The 20,039-nt window shown below is 63.9% G+C and carries 21 protein-coding genes and 1 tRNA gene; 12 read left to right on the top strand and 10 right to left on the bottom strand.

Annotated features, from left to right (window positions below):
• Positions 1-18: 18 nt before the first annotated feature.
• The 5 genes from ugpE to Q3C01_RS06430 all read right to left on the bottom strand — a co-directional run bounded on the left by ugpE (position 19) and on the right by Q3C01_RS06430 (position 5,157).
• A complete protein-coding gene (gene ugpE / locus Q3C01_RS06450; protein WP_458144494.1) occupies positions 19-867 on the bottom strand; it encodes a sn-glycerol-3-phosphate ABC transporter permease UgpE in 849 nt (282 codons plus the stop codon).
• The gene (gene ugpA, locus Q3C01_RS06445; protein ID WP_458144493.1) at positions 867-1,748 is read right to left on the bottom strand and encodes a sn-glycerol-3-phosphate ABC transporter permease UgpA; all 882 of its coding nucleotides are present in this window, start codon (positions 1,746-1,748) and stop codon (positions 867-869) included. The genes ugpE and ugpA overlap by 1 nt, the downstream gene beginning before the upstream one ends.
• Positions 1,749-1,798: 50 nt before the next feature.
• A complete protein-coding gene (gene ugpB / locus Q3C01_RS06440) occupies positions 1,799-3,115 on the bottom strand; it encodes a sn-glycerol-3-phosphate ABC transporter substrate-binding protein UgpB (protein ID WP_458144492.1) in 1,317 nt (438 codons plus the stop codon).
• 223 nt (positions 3,116-3,338) lie between these two features.
• Positions 3,339-4,544: a CaiB/BaiF CoA transferase family protein gene (locus tag Q3C01_RS06435; protein WP_458144491.1), complete on the bottom strand. Its 1,206-nt coding sequence runs from the start codon at positions 4,542-4,544 to the stop codon at positions 3,339-3,341.
• A 187-nt stretch (positions 4,545-4,731) separates the two neighbouring features.
• Positions 4,732-5,157, bottom strand: a complete 426-nt coding sequence (locus Q3C01_RS06430; RefSeq protein WP_458144490.1) for an organic hydroperoxide resistance protein — start codon at positions 5,155-5,157, stop codon at positions 4,732-4,734.
• 169 nt (positions 5,158-5,326) lie between these two features.
• Between Q3C01_RS06430 and Q3C01_RS06425 the strand changes: the two genes are divergently transcribed.
• Positions 5,327-5,788: a MarR family winged helix-turn-helix transcriptional regulator gene (locus Q3C01_RS06425; protein ID WP_458144489.1), complete on the top strand. Its 462-nt coding sequence runs from the start codon at positions 5,327-5,329 to the stop codon at positions 5,786-5,788.
• Positions 5,789-5,849: 61 nt separating this feature from the next.
• Here Q3C01_RS06425 and Q3C01_RS06420 read toward each other — a convergent pair whose 3' ends face one another.
• From Q3C01_RS06420 to Q3C01_RS06410, 3 genes are all read right to left on the bottom strand, one after another.
• Positions 5,850-6,086: a GIY-YIG nuclease family protein gene (locus Q3C01_RS06420; RefSeq protein ID WP_458144488.1), complete on the bottom strand. Its 237-nt coding sequence runs from the start codon at positions 6,084-6,086 to the stop codon at positions 5,850-5,852.
• A gap of 262 nt (positions 6,087-6,348) precedes the next feature.
• Positions 6,349-6,424, bottom strand: a tRNA-Ala gene (locus tag Q3C01_RS06415).
• Between the two features lie 103 nt (positions 6,425-6,527).
• The gene (locus tag Q3C01_RS06410; RefSeq protein ID WP_458144487.1) at positions 6,528-6,935 is read right to left on the bottom strand and encodes a TIGR02300 family protein; all 408 of its coding nucleotides are present in this window, start codon (positions 6,933-6,935) and stop codon (positions 6,528-6,530) included.
• A gap of 180 nt (positions 6,936-7,115) precedes the next feature.
• Between Q3C01_RS06410 and aroA the strand changes: the two genes are divergently transcribed.
• The 11 genes from aroA (at position 7,116) to Q3C01_RS06355 (ending at position 18,510) form a co-directional block, all read left to right on the top strand.
• Positions 7,116-8,453, top strand: a complete 1,338-nt coding sequence (gene aroA / locus Q3C01_RS06405) for a 3-phosphoshikimate 1-carboxyvinyltransferase (protein WP_458144486.1) — start codon at positions 7,116-7,118, stop codon at positions 8,451-8,453.
• Positions 8,450-9,088 (top strand): (d)CMP kinase, encoded by a 639-nt coding sequence (cmk, locus tag Q3C01_RS06400; RefSeq protein ID WP_458144485.1) that lies wholly within the window; start codon positions 8,450-8,452, stop codon positions 9,086-9,088. The genes aroA and cmk overlap by 4 nt, the downstream gene beginning before the upstream one ends.
• 266 nt (positions 9,089-9,354) lie before the next feature.
• Positions 9,355-11,064: a 30S ribosomal protein S1 gene (rpsA, locus tag Q3C01_RS06395; protein WP_254101372.1), complete on the top strand. Its 1,710-nt coding sequence runs from the start codon at positions 9,355-9,357 to the stop codon at positions 11,062-11,064.
• A 258-nt stretch (positions 11,065-11,322) separates the two neighbouring features.
• Positions 11,323-12,303, top strand: coding sequence for a signal peptide peptidase SppA (gene sppA, locus Q3C01_RS06390; RefSeq protein ID WP_458144484.1), 981 nt, complete (start codon positions 11,323-11,325; stop codon positions 12,301-12,303).
• 173 nt (positions 12,304-12,476) lie between these two features.
• A complete protein-coding gene (locus Q3C01_RS06385) occupies positions 12,477-12,782 on the top strand; it encodes an integration host factor subunit beta (protein WP_027528287.1) in 306 nt (101 codons plus the stop codon).
• Between the two features lie 71 nt (positions 12,783-12,853).
• Positions 12,854-13,246, top strand: a complete 393-nt coding sequence (locus Q3C01_RS06380; protein ID WP_458144483.1) for a DUF1049 domain-containing protein — start codon at positions 12,854-12,856, stop codon at positions 13,244-13,246.
• Between the two features lie 65 nt (positions 13,247-13,311).
• Positions 13,312-13,971 carry a phosphoribosylanthranilate isomerase gene (locus tag Q3C01_RS06375; RefSeq protein WP_458144482.1) on the top strand — a complete coding sequence of 220 codons (660 nt, stop codon included), beginning with the start codon at positions 13,312-13,314 and terminating at the stop codon, positions 13,969-13,971.
• A complete protein-coding gene (gene trpB / locus Q3C01_RS06370; RefSeq protein WP_458144481.1) occupies positions 13,968-15,185 on the top strand; it encodes a tryptophan synthase subunit beta in 1,218 nt (405 codons plus the stop codon). The genes Q3C01_RS06375 and trpB overlap by 4 nt, the downstream gene beginning before the upstream one ends.
• Entirely contained in the window at positions 15,182-16,018 is an 837-nt protein-coding gene (trpA, locus tag Q3C01_RS06365; RefSeq protein ID WP_458144480.1) for a tryptophan synthase subunit alpha, read from the top strand. The genes trpB and trpA overlap by 4 nt, the downstream gene beginning before the upstream one ends.
• Positions 16,019-16,228: 210 nt before the next feature.
• Positions 16,229-17,170 (top strand): acetyl-CoA carboxylase, carboxyltransferase subunit beta, encoded by a 942-nt coding sequence (accD, locus tag Q3C01_RS06360; protein WP_458144479.1) that lies wholly within the window; start codon positions 16,229-16,231, stop codon positions 17,168-17,170.
• On the top strand, positions 17,167-18,510 hold the full coding sequence (locus Q3C01_RS06355) for a bifunctional folylpolyglutamate synthase/dihydrofolate synthase (RefSeq protein WP_458144478.1): 1,344 nt from the start codon (positions 17,167-17,169) through the stop codon (positions 18,508-18,510). Before accD ends, Q3C01_RS06355 begins: the two co-directional genes overlap by 4 nt.
• Positions 18,511-18,666: 156 nt before the next feature.
• On the opposite strand, the gene trxA is transcribed toward Q3C01_RS06355, so the two are convergent.
• Together trxA and Q3C01_RS06345 are read right to left on the bottom strand one after the other, a co-directional pair.
• Positions 18,667-18,987 (bottom strand): thioredoxin, encoded by a 321-nt coding sequence (gene trxA / locus Q3C01_RS06350; RefSeq protein ID WP_027528295.1) that lies wholly within the window; start codon positions 18,985-18,987, stop codon positions 18,667-18,669.
• A gap of 64 nt (positions 18,988-19,051) precedes the next feature.
• Positions 19,052-20,039 (bottom strand): PD-(D/E)XK nuclease family protein (locus tag Q3C01_RS06345; RefSeq protein ID WP_458144477.1); only part of this gene is annotated, 988 nt, incomplete at its 5' end.

Genomic DNA, 20,039 nt, shown 5'->3' with positions numbered 1-20,039 from the left:
AAAAACACTTCCAAAAATCTACTTCTCAGTCTCGACCAGGCCGCGTACGAACAGTTTCTGCATCACCACGACGACGAAAACCGGCGGCAGCATCGCGAGCACTGCGGTTGCCATCACGATGGGCCATTCGGTGAGCGCGTCGTTGGTGGTCATCATCTTGCGGATGCCGACCTGAATTGTCTGCATGTCATCGCGGGTCGTGATCAACAGCGGCCAGAGATACTGATTCCAGCCGAGGATGAAGAGGATCACGAACAGCGCCGCCATGTTGGTGCGCGACAGCGGCAGCAGCGTATCCCAGAAGAATCGCAGAGGTCCGGCGCCGTCGATCCGCGAGGCCTCCAGGAGCTCGTCCGGCACCGTCATGAAGAACTGGCGGAACAGCAGCGTCGCGGTGGCCGACGCGATCAGCGGCAGCGACAGCCCGGCATAGCTGTCCAGCATGTGCAGGTCGGCGACGATCTTGTAGGTCGGATAGATGCGCACCTCGACCGGCAGCATCAGGGTGATGAAGATGATCCAGAAGATCGGCATCCGGAACGGAAAGCGAAAATACACGATCGCATAGGCCGAGATGATCGAGATCGCGATCTTGCCGACCGCGATCAGCATCGCCATGACGAGCGAGTTGAGCATCATGTTGCCGACGGGCTCGCGGGTCGATCCGCTCGTGCCGACGAAAATCGTCTGGTAGTAGACCTCGAGGAAGTGCCCGCCGGGCAAGAGCGACATCTGACCATTGGCGATCAGCGCGTTGTCCTGGGTCGAGGCCACGATCGCGATGTAGACGGGGAATGCGACGATCGCGATGCCGATCCACAGGATGATATGGGCGACGTAGCGGCGGATGCCCTCTTGCTCGACCATCAGTAGGTCACCTTGCGTTCGACGAAGCGGAACTGGATTCCCGTCAGCACGATGACGATGACCATCAGGATGACCGATTGCGCCGCGGAGCTGCCGAGGTTTCCGCCGAGCAGGCCGTCAGTGTAGACCTTGTAGACCAGCGTTACCGTCGATGTTCCCGGACCGCCGCGAGTCATGGTGTCGATGATGCCGAAGGTGTCGAAGAACGCGTAGACGATGTTGACGACCAGCAAGAAGAAGATGGTCGGCGACAGCAGCGGGAAGGTCACGGTCCAGAACCGCCGCATCGGACGGGCGCCGTCGATCGCAGCGGCCTCGTGCACGCTCTTCGGGATAGCCTGAAGCCCGGCGAGGAAGAACAGGAAATTGTAGGAGACCTGCTTCCAGGCGGCCGCGAGAATGACCAGCAGCGCGGCCTGGTTGCCGTCGAGCAGCGGATTCCAGTCGACGCCCATGTCGCGCAGGTAGCGCGAGAGTACACCGAGCGAGGGGTGCAGCATGAAGATCCAGAGCACGCCGACGACCGGGGGAGCCACCGCATAGGGCCAGATCAGCAGCGTGCGATAGATCGTGCCGCCGCGCATTGGCTTGTCCGCCATCACGGCGAGCAGCAGCGCCAGCGACAGCGAGGAGATGGCGATGGCGAACGAGAAGAAGAAGGTGCGGACGATCGCCTCGAAATAGGCGGGCTCCTTGAAGAGCTCGATGTAGTTGTCGAACCAGACGAAGCTGGTCGAAAGACCGAAGGCGTCCTGGAGCAGGAAGGACTGGATCACCGCCTGTGCGGCGGGCCAGTAGAAAAAGATCAGGACGATCGCGAGCTGCGGTGCAACCAGCGCGAACGGCAATAGCCTTGATTGGAAAATCGATTGCTTCTGCATGACGTCAGCAGAGCGGCAGGCCACGCATCCGCGGCCTGCCGCTCATTGCCTCACTTGACGACGGTCTTTTCGAACTGTCGCAGCATCGTGTTGCCACGCTCGACGGCGGCATCCAGCGCCTGCTTGGCGGTCTTCTTGCCGGCCAGCGCCTGCTCGATCTCTTCCGACCAGACGTCACGGAGCTGAACCATGTTGCCGAGGCGCAGGCCGCGGGAGTTCTCGGTCGGCTCCTTGTTGGTCAGCTCGAGCAGCGGGGTCTCGAGATAGGGCTGATCCTTGTAGAAGCCCTCGGCCTTTGCCTTCTCATAGGCTGCCTTGGTGATCGGCAGGTAGCCGGAGGCCTTGTGGATGTAGACCTGGCGATCGGTGTCCGAGAGGAAGGTCAGGAATTTCGCGACGCCCTTGTATTCGTCGGCCGACTTGCCGCCCATGACCCAGAGCGAGGCGCCGCCGATGATCGAGTTCTGCGGCGCGCCCTTGACGTCCGGATAGTAAGGCATCGGCACCGCGTTGAAGTTGAACTTGGCCTGCGCCTTGACGTTGCCGAAGAAGGCCGACGAGGTCAGGTAGATGGCGCACTCACCCGAGGTGAAGCGGCCTTCGCCGGTGTTGGTGCGGCCGGCATAGTCGTAGGTCTTGTCCTTCTGCAGCTCGATCAGGTTTTCGAGGTGCTTGACCTGGAGCGGTCCGTTGAATTCCAGCTTGGTGTCGAAGCCGTCAAGACCGTTGGCCTTGCTGGCGAGCGGCACGTTGTGCCAGGCCGAGAGCTGCTCGAGATTGACCCAGGTCACCCAGGACCCGGAGAAGCCGCAAGTGGGATGGCCATTGGCGTGCAGCTTCTTGGCGGCCTCGAAGACCTCGGGCCAGGTCTTGGGGATCTCGACGTTGGCCTTCTTCAGCTCGTCGAGGTTCACCCACATGACGGTGGACGACGAATTGAAGGGGAAGGACAGCATCTCGCCCTTCGACGTCGAATAGTAGCCGGTGATCGCGGGCAGGTAGGCCTTGGGATCGAACTTCTCGCCGGTCTCGGCCATCAGCTTGTAGACCGGTTTGACGGCGCCGGTCGCGGCCATCATGGTCGCGGTGCCAACCTCGAACACCTGCATGATGTGCGGCGCGTTGCCGGCGCGGAAGGCCGCGATGCCGGCGTTCATCGTGTCGGCGTAGTTGCCCTTGTAGGTCGGAATGACTTTGTAGTCGCTCTGCGACGCGTTGAAGTCGTTGGCGAGCTTGACGATGACGTCGTTGTTTGCGCCCGTCATCGCGTGCCACCACTGAATTTCGGTCACGGCCAGCGCCGGCGTGGCGGCAAAGCCGAACGTGGCGGCAATGGTGGCAGCCGCAGCGAATTGTCGAAGAGCCATTAAGAAAACCTCCCTTGGGCCGTCATCAAAGTGCGCTTGCGCTAGCAGCGCCGTATGACGTTCACGTGACTGTGTAAGCGGCCGAAACGAAAGCGGCAAGCGCCGCAAAAGGGAAGCCGGAAATTAGGCGAAGGTGCCTTCGCAAGGCACGCCGTTCGCGGCGCACCGTCGTGGGGCGCGCCGCAGTGCGGCATCGACGAGGGGGATGTTGCTCGCCGCGATCCTAGCGCTTGCGCTCGGGCCCGCAGACCACGCCGTTCGCGACCATCGCGTCGATCTCGGCGCTGGAATATCCGAACTCGCCGAGCACTTCAGTGGCATGCTGGCTGAATTTCGGCGGCACGCGGCGCAGGCTCGGTTTGCTGCGATCGAGCCGGATCGGCGAGGCGACGCCCTTGTACCAGTCCTTCTCGATAATATCGCCGCGGTAGATTGTATGGGGATTGTTCAACGCCTGGTCGATCTTCTGCACGGGGCCTGCGGGCAGTCCTGCGGCGAGCAGGCGATCGCACAGCGGCTCGGCCTCGTGCTGGCGGAACACGGCGGCAAGCTCGGCGCGCAGCGCCTCGCGATTGGCGATGCGGTCCTTGTTGCGGGCAAAGCGCGGATCGGTGCCGAGCTCGGGCTTGCCGATCTCCCTGGCCAGTTTGCGGAACGTGCCGTCATTGCCGACGCCGATGAAGATGTCGTCGGTTTTGGTCGGGAAGATCGCATAGGGCACGAGATTGGGATGCTCGTTGCCGGTCAGGCCAGGGGGCTTGCCGTGCATGAAGTAATTTGCGGTATGCGGGTGCATGATCGCAAGACCTGTCTCGTACAGCGTGGTCTCGAGGAATTGCCCAAGCCCTGAGCGCTGCCGTTCCGACAACGCCATCAAGATGCCGATCGCGGCATAGAGTCCGGTCGTGATGTCGACGAGCGGCACGCCGATCCGCATCGGCCCGCTTTCCTTTGAACCGGTCGCCGCGATCATGCCGGTCATCGCCTGGATGATGGCGTCATAGCCGGGATTGCCGCCGCGCGGGCCGTCGGCGCCGAAGCCGCAGATCCGGCAATGCACGAGGCGCGGGAATTTTTCGCGCAGCACCTCGTTGCCAATGCCCCATTTCTCCAGCGTGCCGGGCTTGAAATTCTCGATCAGGACGTCGGCGCTCTCCAGCATCTTGAGCAGCACGAGGCGGCCGCCCTCGGAGGCGAGATCCAAGCCAATCGAGCGCTTGTTACGGTTGATGCCGAGGAAATATGCCGCGTCCTCCTCATGGAAGGGAGGTCCCCACTCGCGCACCTCATCGCCCGCGGGCGGCTCGACCTTGATCACGTCGGCGCCGTGGTCGGCGAGAATCTGCGTGCAATAGGGGCCGCCGAGCACGCGCGTAAGATCGATCACGCGCAGTCCACTCATCGCACCGGATGCGGCTTCGGAAGTCATGACGCCAACCTTCGTTTCGGCTCGCTGATCTCTGTTCGATCACAGGCCTAGCGAGGTTCGCGAGAGCCGGCAATGGCTCCTGGCGTAGGGCCGCATGCGCTGCCGCGGCCAATCCCGTGGCGCGGCATATCAAGGCGCAAGTGGCTGGCGCGAGGGGGATCTCGGGCCAGCCAGCCCGCGTTTGGCTTTACGCAACCTTCAGGCGGACGTCGACGTTGCCACGGGTCGCATTGGAGTACGGGCAAACCTGATGGGCCTTCTCGACCAGCGCCTCGGCCTCCGCACGGGGAACACCGGGCAGCGAAACGACGAGATCGATGTCGAGGCCGAAGCCGCCTTCCGAGCGCGGGCCGATGCCGACCGTCGAGGTCACCGAGGTGTCGGCGGGAACCTTCGGTCCGCCCTGGGAGGCCACGAACTTCATGGCGCCGATGAAGCAGGCGGCATAGCCGGCCGCAAACAGCTGCTCGGGATTGTTGCCCGCCCCGCCTCCGCCGCCGAGCTCCTTCGGGGTGGTCAGCTTCACGTCCAGCGCGCCGTCGAGGGTCGCGGCATGGCCGTCGCGGCCGCCAGTGGCCTTGGCGCTGGTCTTGTAGAGGACATTCACGGACATCTTGGGTCTCCCTGGTTTCCGGTTGGGGTGAGCCACATATTGCAGACAATTAGATTGTGTGCAATATAAATTGCGCGGCCTCACATTTAATTGTTCGCAATTGAATGTGCCGCCGCTCCGCCCCAGAATGTCGAAGCGAATCTCGTGAGGTTTTCCGTTGAGGTTTCCCATGGCTCGGAAACAACTGGCCGCTGACCAGCCGCTGCGGCTCGATAACCAGATCTGCTTTGCGGTCTATTCCGCCGCGCACGCCTTCAACCGCGTCTACAAGCCGCTGCTCGACCGGCTCGGGCTGACCTATCCGCAATATCTGGTGATGCTGGTGCTGTGGGAACGCGACGGCGTGCCGGTGAAGGACATCGGCGAGCGGCTGTTTCTGGATTCCGGCACGCTCACGCCGCTCCTCAAGCGCCTCGAGGCCGCGCAGCTCGTCAAGCGAACGCGCTCGACCGAGGATGAGCGCCAGGTGCTGATCGCGCTGACGGCGCAGGGGCAGGCGTTGAAGGACAAGGCGCGCAGCGTGCCGCAGTCGATCCTGGCGGCATCTGATTGCACGGTGCCTGAATTGGTCGCGATGAAAAACGAGATCGTCGCGCTACGCGACCGGCTGAATGCGGTGATTGGGGAGTAGGGGGGCTCTTCCAACGGTAAGCCCCGTCCTCTCGAACTCTCCGCGCGAGCGTCACCTGCCCTCAAAGGCGCTTCTTCGCAAACGCGCGGCCCGAAGCCGATTTGAGATATTTCTCGAACGCAATCGCCTGCGCCTCATCGCTGAAAGCGATGTAGGTCTTAATGCGCCAAGGGCCATACTTTGACGTGTGGGGCACTTCGCCGGCGTTGTGCTTTGAGAGCCGGGCTCGCAAATCGTCGGTGATGCCGATGTAGAAATGTTCGGAATCGAGGCTTTCGAGAATGTAGACGTGCTTCATCCTGTCCCCCGCTCTACGCAGTGGGTAGATAGTATCTCAGGACGAGATTTTGCCGAGGCCCGGCTTCGCCCTTCGGGCTACGCCGCGGCAGCCTCGCTAAGATGGAGCGGAGCTGGCTTGCCGAGCCGTAGCTCGCGAATAGGAGTGATTGTGGATTAAGCCCGCCGTCGCCCTTCGGGCTATGGCGAGGCAGCCTTCGCTCACTTCGCTACGAGGGACTTCCCGGGCTTGCCGAGCCGTAGCTCGCGAAGCGAGCGAAGGCTGGTGGAGCCAGGCGGGATCGAACCGCCGACCTCTTGCATGCCATGCAAGCGCTCTCCCAGCTGAGCTATGGCCCCGTTAGTCCTGCGGTTGGGGTGATCCTGGGGGATCACTCTCGGCCGGCGAGCCGTAAAAGGTGACTCGCGCGGCAGCACCGTTGATCACAGATCAGGTCTGATCTCAAGTCTCTTCATCACCTCCGACATCACCAATGATGTCGGTTACGTCCTCATCGCCCTCTTCGTCGTCGGCGATGAAGGTCGAATCATCGTCATCGTCGTCCTCGAGGGTCTCGTCCACCTCGATGTCGTCCTCGGATTCCGGCACGACGGCCTTGACCTTGCCGGTGTTCTCCTCGGCATCGGCCTCCTCGAGGGAGACCATTTCCTCGGTCTCGACCGGTTCGGGCGCGGTGTCCGGGGCCATGCTGCGCGCTTCGGCGCCGCGGGTCGGGCGCGCCGGCGCCAGCGGCGCAATCGGCACCACCTCACCGGTATAGGGCGAGATCACCGGATTCTTGTTGAGGTCATAGAACTTCTTGCCCGTGGTCGGGCAAATGCGTTTGGTTCCGAGTTCGGACTTGGCCACGGCAGGAATCCTGGGAATGTCTGAAAAGCGGTGTTTCACTTGGCTAGTTGGCGGCCCGCTGTCAATAGCGCATTGCGGAAGAAAGACATGCCCGTGACGGCGGGCTGACCATGTGGTACCTGCGCCCGCGAGCCCCAAGGAGCATTCAAGATCCACCTGAGGGCATTCAAGGACACAATCTTGACGCATTCCGACCAACCCAGGCCGCTCCAGTCGCGCGCCAGCGGCGCCCTGACCGGCAAAGTCCGGGTACCCGGGGACAAGTCGATTTCTCACCGCTCGCTCATCCTGGGTGCCCTGTCGGTCGGCGAGACCCGGATCACCGGCCTCCTCGAGGGCGAGGACGTCCTCAATACCGCCAAGTCCATGCAGGCGCTCGGCGCCACGGTCGAGCGCACCGGGGATTTTGCCTGGCGCGTGCGCGGGGTCGGGGTGGCCGGATTTGCCCAGCCCAAGGCGCCCCTGGATTTCGGGAACTCGGGGACCGGCTGCCGGCTGGTGATGGGAGCGGTCGCAGGCTGCCCGATCTCGGCGGTGTTTGACGGCGACGCCTCGCTCCGCACCCGCCCCATGCGGCGCATCGTGGACCCCTTGGAGAAGATGGGGGCCAAAGTGATCGCCGAGCGCGAGGGCGGCCGTCTTCCGCTGACGCTCCAGGGCGCACGCGATCCCCTTCCGATTACCTATAAGACCCCGGTGGCCTCCGCCCAGATCAAGTCGGCGGTGCTGCTGGCGGGCCTGGCTGCGCCGGGAACAACGACCGTCATCGAGAGCGAGGCGAGCCGCGACCACACCGAGCTGATGCTGAAGCATTTCGGCGCCGATATCACGTCGGTAGCGGAGGGCCGGCATGGCCGCCGCATCGCGCTGGTCGGTCAGGGCGAGCTGCACGGCGCCGCTGTCGTGGTACCCGCCGATCCTTCCTCGGCGGCCTTTCCGGTCGTTGCTGCGCTGATCGCCGAAGGCTCCGACGTCGTGCTGTCCGACGTCATGACCAATCCGCTGCGCACCGGGCTCTTCACCACGCTCCGCGAAATGGGCGGCTCGATCGAGGAGAGCGAGGTCCGCGGCGATGCCGGTGAGCCCATGGCGAGCTTGCGCGTGCGCGCCTCAAAACTCCGCGGCGTCGAGGTGCCGCCGGAGCGCGCGCCGTCGATGATCGATGAATATCTGGTGCTCGCGGTGGCGGCGTCCTTCGCCGAAGGCACGACCATCATGCGCGGCCTGCACGAGCTGCGCGTCAAGGAATCCGATCGGCTGGCGGCGACCGCCGACATGCTGCGCGTCAACGGCGTGAAGGTCGAGATTTCCGGCGACGATCTGATCGTCGAGGGCAGGGGGCACGTGCCCGGCGGCGGACTCGTCGCCACCCATATGGATCACCGGATTGCAATGTCGGCGCTGGTGATGGGCTGCGCGTCCGATCAGCCGGTCAAGGTCGACGACACCGCCTTCATCGCCACCAGCTTTCCCGACTTCATTCCGATGATGCGTTCGCTGGGGGCCGATTTTTCATGATCATCGCCATCGACGGCCCCGCGGCCTCTGGCAAGGGCACGCTCGGCAAGCGCCTCGCGCATCATTATGGTTACCGTCACCTCGATACCGGCGTGATCTACCGCGCGGTGGCCCATGCGCTGATACAGGCGGGCGCCGACCTGCGTGACGAGGCTGCCGCCGTTGCGGTGGCGTTGGAGCTTGATCCGGAAAAATTCGGCAATCCCGTCCTGAAGACCCAGCAGATCGGCGAGGCCGCCTCCGTGGTCTCCGCGATTCCCAGGGTTCGCGAGGTCCTGGTCAATTTTCAGCGGCAATTCGCCGCCGACCCGCCCGGCGCGGTGCTCGACGGGCGCGATATTGGAACCGTGATCTGCCCCGATGCCGACGTGAAGATCTTCGTCGTCGCTGATCCCAAGGTCCGCGCCCGCCGCCGTACCATGGAGGCCAGGGCAAGGGGCGAGGAGGCCGACGAAGCGGCCGTGCTCGCCGACATCATCGCGCGCGACGAACGCGACCAGAATCGGCCGATCGCGCCCTTGAAGCCGGCCCCCGATGCTTACTTGCTAGATAACTCCCAACTGGATATAGAAGGCGGCGTCCGGGCCGCCATCGACATTATCGAGGCCGTCCGAGCGGGCCGTCCGCGGGTTTAAGCCGCGGTCGTCATTGGAGGAAGAGCCCGCTCCCGTTCTTGAAGGTCGATATTCCGATCCCCGTTTTGGGACCGGCGACGATTTCAGGCTCCGGAAACAATTCAACGTATCGAACGCGCGGGCTCTCGCCGGCCCGCTCTTGCTGTTCTCGGTCAAGACCCGAGGCAACGAGCGGTCGCTCGAAGGTTTTGCGGACCTTCCGACACTGCGCGCGCGATACGCCCATAAACCCAACGGCCGGCAAGACGTCCGCAACTGGAGAACAAATGGCTTCGACTTCCGCTAATACCTACAGCCCCTCGCGCGACGATTTCGCCGCGATGCTCGACGAGTCCTTCGCAGGTGGCAATCTGCAGGAAAGCTCCGTCGTCAAGGGCAAGGTTGTTGCAATTGAAAAGGACATGGCCGTCATCGACGTCGGCCTGAAGACCGAGGGCCGCGTCGCGCTGCGCGAATTTTCCGGCCCCGGCCGTGAAAGCGATCTCAAGGTCGGCGACGAGGTGGAAGTGTTCCTCGATCGCATCGAGAACGCCCTCGGCGAGGCCGTGCTGTCGCGCGACAAGGCGCGCCGCGAAGAGAGCTGGGGCAAGCTCGAGAAGGCGTTCCAGAACAACGAAAAGGTCAACGGCGTCATCTTCAACCAGGTCAAGGGCGGCTTCACCGTCGACCTCGACGGCGCCGTGGCGTTCCTGCCGCGCTCGCAGGTGGACATCCGTCCGATCCGTGACGTTGCGCCGCTGATGAACAACTCGCAGCCGTTCCAGATCCTCAAGATGGATCGCCGCCGCGGCAATATCGTCGTCTCCCGCCGCACGGTGCTGGAAGAGACCCGCGCCGAGCAGCGTCAGGAGCTGGTGCAGAACCTCGAAGAGGGTCAGGTCATCGACGGCGTGGTCAAGAACATCACCGATTACGGTGCGTTCGTTGATCTCGGCGGCATCGACGGCCTCCTGCACGTCACCGACATCGCATGGCGCCGCGTCAACCACCCGACCGAGGTGCTCTCGATCGGCCAGACCGTGAAGGTCAAGATCATCAAGATCAACCACGAGACGCACCGCATCTCGCTGGGCATGAAGCAGCTCTTGGACGATCCGTGGCAGGGCATCGAAGCCAAGTACCCGCTGGGTGCCCGCTTCACCGGCCGCGTCACCAACATCACCGACTACGGCGCGTTCGTCGAACTCGAGCCGGGCATCGAAGGCCTGATCCACGTCTCCGAGATGTCGTGGACCAAGAAGAACATGCATCCCGGCAAGATCGTCTCGACCTCGCAGGAAGTCGAAGTGCAGGTGCTGGAAGTCGACTCCGTCAAGCGCCGTATCTCGCTCGGCCTCAAGCAGACCATGCGCAACCCCTGGGAGGTCTTCGTCGAGAAGCATCCGACCGGTTCGGTGGTCGAGGGCGAGGTCAAGAACAAGACCGAGTTCGGCCTGTTCCTGGGTCTCGAGGGCGACGTCGACGGCATGGTCCATCTCTCCGATCTCGACTGGAAGCTTCCGGGCGAGCAGGTGATCGACAACTACAAGAAGGGCGACGTGGTTAAGGCCGTGGTGCTCGATGTGGACGTCGAGAAGGAGCGTATCTCGCTCGGCATCAAGCAGCTCGAAGGCGACCCATTCGCCGAGCCGGGCGATGTCAAGAAGGGCGCGGTCGTGACCTGCGAAGTGCTCGAAGTGAAGGAAGCCGGTATCGAAGTGAAGATCGCCGGTACCGACTTCACCACCTTCATCAAGCGCTCCGAGCTTGCCCGTGACCGCAACGACCAGCGCGCCGAACGCTTCGCCGTCGGCGAGAAGGTCGATGCCCGCGTCATCCAGTTCGACAAGAAGGCCCGCAAGGTCCAGGTGTCGATCAAGGCGCTCGAAGTCGCCGAGGAGAAGGAGGCCATCGCGCAGTACGGCTCCTCCGATTCGGGTGCGACGCTCGGTGACATCCTCGGCACCGCGCTCAAGAACCGCGGCGAGAACAAGTAAGCGGTACGCTTGTTTCGCAAAGCATCAAAGCCCCGGCATTTCGCCGGGGCTTTTTCGCGCCCGTAGCCCGGATGGAGCGCAGCGAAATCCGGGTATCTTTGCGCGGCGAGCTAATCCCGGATTACGCTTCGCTCCATCCGGGCTACGTGGTTACCAGCCTTCAATTCTTCAAATTGCGTCGCAATTGATGTATCCAGATAAGCCGATGGTCACGCTGCGACTGCAAAAGGCGTGAGCCCACATTTTGGAGATTTTTCGATGTCGCTCGATTCGGACATCATCGTCGATCGCCGCCGGATCCGTCGCAAGCTGACCTTCTGGCGCGTCGCTACCGCGCTGATCGCGATCGCGGCGATTGCAGGCTTTGCGCTGGTCGCAACGCGGGGCACAGGCGGCACATTCGCGTCCGCCGGTTCGATCGCGCGCGTTCAGATCGATGGCCTGATCCGCAGCGATTCCGAGCGCACCCAGGCGCTGGAGCGGCTGGAGAATTCGCGCGCGGCCGCCGTCATCGTTCACATCAATTCGCCGGGCGGCACCACCGCGGGCTCCGAGCAGCTCTATGATTCGCTGATGCGACTGAAGGCGAAGAAGCCGCTCGTCGTGGTGGTCGAGGGGCTTGCCGCTTCCGGTGGCTACATCACCGCGATCGCGGCCGACCACATCATTGCACAGCAGAGCTCGCTCGTCGGCTCGATCGGCGTCTTGTTCCAGTTTCCGAACGTCACCGATCTCCTGAAGACCATCGGCGTCAAGGTCGAGGAGGTTAAATCTTCGCCGCTGAAGGCAGCGCCGAACGGTTTCGAGCCCACCAGCCCCGAAGCGCGCGCCGCGCTCGATGCGCTGGTGAAGGATTCCTACGCCTGGTTCAGGGGACTGGTGAAGGAGCGCCGCGGCATGGATGATTCGCAGCTCGAGAAGGTCGCCGATGGCCGCGTCTTCACCGGCCGGCAGGCGATCGAGCTGAAGCTGATCGACCAGCTCGGCGACGAGAAAACTGCGGTGACCTGGCTCGTCGAGCAGAAGGGCGTCAAGAAGGACCTGCCGGTCCGCGACTACAAGTTGCAGCCTCGCTTTGGCGATCTGCCATTCCTCAAGTCGGCGGCCACCGTCACGCTCGAAGCCATCGGTTTGAGCTCGCTGGCGCACCAGATCGAGCGCAGCGGAGTCACGCAGGCGGTTGATCGGATCGGTTTGGACGGAATGCTCGCGCTATGGGAGCCCGCCGCGTCAAATTAACCGGGAACCGGGCGAGGCCGAGAGGGTTTTCCCGTTCGGCTTGTATTGTGACAGACCGCCTTTCAGGCCTTTGTCACGCACTTTAGCGCTGTCCAAGCTTGATTTAGCGTCTTGACAGATCAAGGTATTTTCACGGAAATGGTCATCCGCACGCTTCCGGGTCCTATCTCTCGATGATCAAATCCGAACTTGTTCAGCGTATCGCCGAGCACAACCCGCATCTTTACCAGCGGGATGTCGAGAACATTGTGAATGCGATCCTCGAGGAGATCGTCGCAGCGCTCGCGCGCGGGGATCGGGTCGAGCTGCGCGGTTTTGGTGCTTTCTCGGTGAAGCACCGCCCCGCGCGCGCAGGTCGCAATCCGCGCACCGGCGCCCATGTGCCCGTCGACCAGAAGAGCGTCCCGTTCTTCAAAACGGGCAAGGAAATGCGCGAGCGGCTGAACCGGGACCATCCGGACCCTGGCGGGCCGGACTAGGGCCGACGCCCAGGTTTACCGGCGTGGCCGCCTGTTGCGGCCACAAGCATGATTCAAGGCGAGCGATCGAGATGCGAAAATTCCTGACCGCGTTGATCGTGATTCCGGTGGCCTTGCTGCTCGTGGACTTCGCCGTCGCCAACCATCATCTGGTAACGGTCTCCTTCGACCCGTTCAATTCGGCCGATCCGGCGCTGAGAATTGCCCTGCCGCTATTCCTGCTCCTGATCCTGGTGGCTGTCCTTGGGGTGCTGACCGGCGGCTGCGCCGTCTGGTTCGGCCAGCGGCACTGGCGTCGTGCGGCGCGCCGGCACGAGGCCGATGCGCGCTCGGCAAGGTCCGAACTGGCTGACTTAAGGGCCTCCACGGCTGCCTCGCGGCCCGATCCGCAGCGTCTGCCGGTCCCCGCCGGCGCCGGCCTTTACGGCCCCGTCGGACGAGACAAGCAGCGCGCGACGTTGTAGAAGCGCCGCATCGAAATCCCCGTTTTTCCGGCCGCGGCCTCGCCGCCTCCACGCGCTTTGAAACCATGTCCCTGCTCGTCAAAATCTGCGGCCTGTCCACGCGCGAGACGCTCGACGTCGCGCTCGACGCCGGCGCCGACATGGTGGGGTTTGTGTTCTTTCCACCCTCGCCACGGCATCTGTCGCTGGAAATCGGGCGCGATCTCGGTCGGCAGGTCAAGAAGCGCGCGCTCAAGGTCGCGCTCACGGTGGATGCCGACGACGCGACGCTCGACAACATCATGGACGCGCTGTCGCCGGACATCCTTCAGCTCCACGGCAAGGAGAGCATCGCGCGACTGCGCGACATCAAGCAGAAGTTCGGCCGTCCGGTGATGAAGGCGCTTCCAATCGAGACGGCGGCCGATCTCGCGGTGCTGCCCGGCTACGCCGCGGTTGCCGACCGCATACTGTTCGATGCCCGTCCGCCGAAGGACGCAACACGGCCGGGCGGACTGGGCGCGCCCTTCGACTGGCACCTGTTGGAAAACCTCGATCTGAAGCTGCCCTATATGGTCTCGGGCGGGTTGCATGCCCAGAACGTCACGGAGGCCCTTCGCCTCACCGGCGCCGGCGGCGTCGACGTCTCCTCTGGTGTCGAGAGCGCTCCCGGCGTGAAGGACCCGGAGATGATCAGAGCCTTTATTCGCGCTGCGCGCGCCACCCAAGAGTTGAGCGTACGATGAACATCGCCAAACCAAACTCCTATCGCAGCGGTCCGGACGAGCGCGGTCATTTCGGTATCTTCGGCGGGCGCTTCGTTGCCGAAACCCTGATGCCGCTGATCCTCGATCTGGAGAAGGCGTACAACGCGGCCAAGGCCGATCCGGCCTTCCAGGCCGAGATGAACGGCTATCTCAAGAACTATGTCGGCCGGCCCTCGCCGCTCTATTTCGCCGAGCGCCTGACCGAGCATCTCGGCGGCGCAAAAATCTATCTGAAGCGCGAGGAGCTGAACCACACCGGCTCGCACAAGGTGAACAACGTGCTCGGCCAGATCATGCTGGCGCGGCGCATGGGCAAGAAGCGCATCATCGCCGAGACCGGTGCCGGCCAGCACGGCGTTGCCACCGCGACGCTGTGTGCGCGGTTCGGTCTCGAATGCGTGGTCTATATGGGCGCCGTCGACGTCGAGCGGCAGCAGCCCAACGTGATCCGCATGGAGATGCTGGGCGCAAAGGTGTTTCCGGTGCAGTCGGGCACGCGCACGCTCAAGGACGCCATGAACGAGGCGCTGCGCGACTGGGTCACCAACGTGCACAACACCTTCTATTGCATCGGCACGGTGGCCGGTCCCCATCCCTATCCGACGCTGGTGCGCGACTTCCAGTCGATCATTGGCAACGAGACCAGGGCGCAGATGCAGGAGGTCGAAGGCCGGCTGCCGGATTCGCTCGTCGCCTGCATCGGCGGCGGCTCCAATGCCATGGGCCTGTTCCATCCTTTCCTCGATGATCCCTCGGTCGAGATCTTCGGTGTCGAGGCTGCGGGCCACGGGCTCACGCAATTGCATGCGGCCTCGATCGCGGGCGGCCGTCCCGGGGTGCTGCACGGCAACCGTACCTATCTCCTGATGAACGAGGATGGCCAGATCCAGGACGCGCACTCGATCTCGGCTGGTCTCGACTATCCCGGCATCGGTCCCGAACATTCCTGGCTGCACGAGATCGGCCGCGTCAACTATCTCTCCGCGACCGACGACGAGGCGCTCGCAGCATTCCAGCTGCTGTCGCGGCTCGAAGGCATCATCCCGGCGCTCGAGCCAGCACATGCCATCGCCAAGGTGATGGAGATCGCGCCGAAGCGGCCCAGGGATCACCTGATGGTCGTCAACCTTTCCGGCCGCGGCGACAAGGACGTCCCGCAGGTCGGCGACATCCTGAGGGGCAAGACCAAGTGACCACGCGTATCGACACCCGTTTTGCCGAGCTGAAGAAGCAGGGCCGTTCGGCCTTCGTAACTTTCGTGATGGCCGGCGATCCCGATCCGGCGACGTCGCTCGATATCATCAAGGCGTTGCCGAAGGCCGGCGCCGACGTGATCGAGCTCGGCATGCCCTTCACAGATCCGATGGCCGATGGTCCGTCGATCCAGGCGGCCGGGCTGCGCGCGCTCAAGGCTGGCATGACGCTGAAGAAGACGCTCGAGCTCGTGCGCGGCTTCCGCAAGGACGACGATGCCACGCCGATCGTGCTGATGGGCTATTACAATCCGATCTACATCTACGGCGTCGACAAGTTCCTCTCCGATGCCAAGACCGCCGGCGTCGATGGCCTCATCATCGTCGACCTGCCGCCGGAGGAGGACGACGAACTCTGCCTGCCCGCGATGAAGGCCGGCCTCAATTTCATCCGCCTGGCGACGCCGACGACCGACGACAAGCGCCTGCCAGCGGTGCTCGCCAACACCTCGGGCTTCGTCTACTACGTCGCCATCACTGGCATCACCGGTGCGGCGGCTGCGGACGCTACGGCGGTGAGCGAAGCGGTCGCCCGTATCAAGCGACATACAAAGCTGCCGGTCTGCGTCGGCTTTGGCATCCGAACGCCGGAAAACGCGCGCGCCATCGCCTCGCATGCCAACGGCGCGGTGGTCGGTACTGCGCTGGTCGATGCCCTCAAGAACAGCCTCGATGCGGAAGGCCGGGCCACCAGCAAAACCGTTAACGCCGTCGCCGAGCTGACCGCATCCCTCGCCCAGGGTGTGCGGGGCGCGCAGCAGGCGGCGGAATAGGTCATAATTCCGCTTCTAAAGCGCGATGAGACTGGCTTGAATTGTCATCGCGCTTTAGCTCTTTGTTTGAGCATGATCTTGTCGGAAAACCGCTTCACACTTTTCCGGATCATGCTCTAACGCGGACCACACGGCGGCTTGCCGGGAGAAGTCCCGGCCGCCATATATCTCTTCAGGCGATTCCTGCGGGATGGCTAATCGGAGCAAACCATGAACTGGCTCACCAATGTGGTCCGGCCGAAGATCCGCAACATGCTGCGGCGGGAGACGCCGGAGAATTTGTGGATCAAATGCCCGGATTCCGGGCAGCTCGTGTTCTACAAGGATGTCGAGGCCAACCAGTTCGTCATTCCTGGCTCGAACTATCACATGCGCATGGGCGCGGTGGCCCGACTCAAGTCGATCTTCGACAACGAGACCTGGTTCGACGTCGCTCTGCCGGAGGTCGCTCCCGATCCACTGAAATTTCGCGACGAGAAGAAATATGCCGACCGCATCAAGGATGCGCGCGCCCGCACCAATCTGAACGATGCGATCAAGGTCGGTTACGGCAAGCTCGAAGGCGCCGCCGTCGTCATCGCCGTGCAGGACTTTGACTTCATGGGCGGCTCGCTCGGCATGGCCGCGGGCGAAGCCATCGTGCGCGGGCTCGAGCTCGCGGTCGAAAAGAAGTCGCCGTTCATCGTGTTCGCAGCCTCGGGCGGCGCACGCATGCAGGAAGGCATCTTGTCGCTGATGCAGATGCCGCGCACGACCGTCGCCGTGCAGATGCTGCGCGAGGCGAAGCAGCCCTATATCGTGGTGCTGACCAACCCGACCACCGGTGGCGTCACCGCGTCTTATGCGATGCTCGGCGACGTGCAGATTGCCGAGCCCGGCGCGCTGATCGGCTTTGCCGGCGCCCGCGTCATCGAGCAGACCATCCGCGAAAAGCTCCCCGAAGGTTTCCAGCGCGCTGAGTACCTGAAGGAGCACGGCATGGTCGACATGGTCGTGCATCGCCATGATTTGCGTCCCACCCTGGCGCGGCTCTGCCGTTTGCTGACCAGGTCGCCGGCGCTGGACGGCGGGTCGAAATCGGCGCAGCCGGTGACGAGCGCGGCGCAGATCGTATCGGCCCCCGACGTGGCGCCGGCCGCACCGCACGCGTGAACGCCTCCGCCGATAGCGCAAAGCCGTCGCTCGGTGACGTGATCGGGCGGCTGTCAGCCCTGCATCAGAAACGCATTGATCTTGGGCTCGAGCGGATGCACCGACTGCTCGAGCGGCTCGGACATCCCGAACGTGAGCTGCCGCCGGTGATCCACGTCGCCGGCACCAACGGCAAGGGCTCGACGCTCGCTTATCTCCGCGCGACGCTCGAAGCAGCAAACCTGCGCGTCCACGCCTATACCTCGCCCTATCTGGTCCGGATCAACGAATGCGTCCGGCTAGGCCGCGTCGGTGGCGGCGTGCTGGTCGACGACGACGAATTGCGTGCTGCGTTTGAAGAGGTCGAACGCGTCAATGCCGGTGAAGCCGCGACCGTGTTCGAACTCAAGACCGCGGCCGCCTTTCATCTGTTTGCGCAAAATCCCGCCGATGTGGTGCTGCTCGAAGTCGGCCTCGGCGGACGGCTCGATTCGACCAACGTGATCGACACGCCGGCAGCTTCCGTGATCACGCCGATCAGCATGGACCACACGGATTTCCTCGGGGATAGCTTGAGCGCGATCGCCGGCGAGAAAGCGGGGATCATCAAGCGCGGCGTACCCGTGATATCTGCCGAGCAGACGGGCGAGGCGATGGCGGTGATCGAGGCGCAGGCCAAGCGCATGCGCGCGCCGCTGTTTGCTGCGGGCGAGAGCTGGCACGTCAATGTCGAGCACGGGCGTCTGGTCTATTCCGACGATCGCGGCCTGATGGATCTTGCGGCGCCGCGCCTGTTTGGCCGTCACCAGTTCGACAATGCCGGCCTTGCGATCGCAACGCTGCGCGCAGTTGGCGCCTTCAAGATCAATCATGCAGCGTTCGAAGCCGGTATCGTCGGCGCCGAATGGCCGGCGCGGATGCAACGGATCACCTCCGGTGCGTTGCTCGGCTGGGGGCCGCAGGGCTCCGAGATCTGGCTCGATGGCGGACATAATGCGGAGGGTGGCCGCGTCGCGGCCGCCGCGCTCGGCGATCTCGAGGAGCGGGTGTCGCGTCCTTTGGTCGTGATCGCCGGTATGATGGCCAACAAGGACGCGCACGGCTTCCTGGCCAATTTCGCCGGCCTCACCCGCCACATCATCGCGGTGCCGATCCCGGAGGCCGAGAACGCCATGCCGGTCGACCGTGTTGCGGATGCTGCGCGCAGTTTTGGCATGCGCGTCGAGACAGCGCCCGGCGTCGAGGCAGCGCTGCGCGCGCTGTCACGGCTCGCCTATGAAGTGCCGCCGCGCATTCTGATCACCGGCTCGCTCTATCTTGCTGGCCATGTGCTCGGGATCAACGGCACGCCTCCTGCATAGAGATTGCGTAGCCCGGATGGAGCGGAGCGCAATCCCGGATCGTGCCACAAGCGATGAAGGCCCCGGATTATGCTTCGCTCCATCCGGGCTACGGGCAATACCAAACGGCCGGCATTTCGCCGGCCGTTGTCGAAAATAATCGTCAGCTAAGCGAGATCAGACCGCAGCGGTGATCCACTGCTGGAGCTTCGCCTTCGGCGCCGCGCCGACCTGGCGGGAGGCCATCTCGCCGCCCTTGAAGATCATCAGGGTCGGGATCGACATCACGCCGTACTTCGATGCGGTCTTCGGGCTCTCGTCGACGTTGAGCTTGACGATCTTGACCTTGTCGCCCATCGCGCCGGCGATCTCGTCGAGCGCGGGTGCGATCATGCGGCAGGGGCCGCACCATTCGGCCCAGAAATCAACGACCACCGGGCCGTTCGCCTTGAGCACTTCGGCTTCGAAATCCGAATCAGAAACCTTACCAACGGCCATGGGGATACCTCGCACAATGAGAGAAGGGCGCGACGGGAATCGCGCCCGAGATCATGCCGTGAACCTATGAACGGCGCCTTGCCGGGTCAAGGACGCTCACGCCGACATGAAGGGATGCCAGCGCCGCGTCCAGCGCGGGAGCGGAAATCTCCATATATTCAGGGGCCTCGGTCCAGAGCAGGACCGCCCTGATCGGCGTTTGGGGATAAAGCTGGCAGAGCACGGCCCGGTACAGTGCGAGCTGGCGGACATAAGCCGCCGGCGCCTCCCCGGCGCTCTTCGGCGCCGTCTGGTTGGTCTTGAAGTCGACGATCAGGACCTCCTCGGAGGTCACCACCAGCCGGTCGATCTGGCCCGACACCAGCGCCGGCGCCCGGCCGGCTCGCTCCAGCCGGCCGACGATCGCGACCTCCGCCCGGCTGCCGGCGGCGAACACAGCGGCAAAACGTGGCGCGGCGATCAAGGCGAGCACTTTGTCGGCCAGCGCCACGCGGTCGGCTTCCGGCCAGTCCGCGGCGTTGCGCGCCATGAAGCCGAGCGCGGCCTCGCGCCGGCGGTCGGTGGCGATGTCGGGCAGGGATTGCAGCAGCCGGTGCACCAGCGTGCCGCGCTGCAATGCAAGGGCCCGGGACTGGACCGATTCGCCCGTCCGGACAGCCCGGCCTCCCTCGGCGGCTTGGCCCGAGGGGCGCACCGGATCGTCATCGAGGATTTCTTTCGGCGCCGGGCTTCGCAGCCAGTCTGGCAGCGCGATTGTCTCGTTCACGGAAGCCGCAGGCGTGCCGAGCGGCGCGACGTCCTCCGGACGGGCAAAGCGGGTCACCTTGCCGAGCGGCGTTTCGATCGTCTGCCTCTCAAGGCCGGAACCGGTAAGCCCCTTGTCGACGAGGTCGTACCAGCACAGCCTTCGCACCGTGTTCATGTTGCCGGGCATGCAGCCGCCGACGATCAGCCGGTCGGCCGCGCGTGTCATCGCGACATAGAGCAGGCGGCGATATTCGTCCTCGGTCTCCTCGAGCATTGCCTTGCGCGCGTCGATGATGGGTTTCGGA

It is taken from the genome of Bradyrhizobium sp. UFLA05-109 (assembly GCF_054185165.1).
Note: the sequence above shows the minus strand (reverse complement) of the source record. Positions and strands in the feature narration are given on the sequence as shown.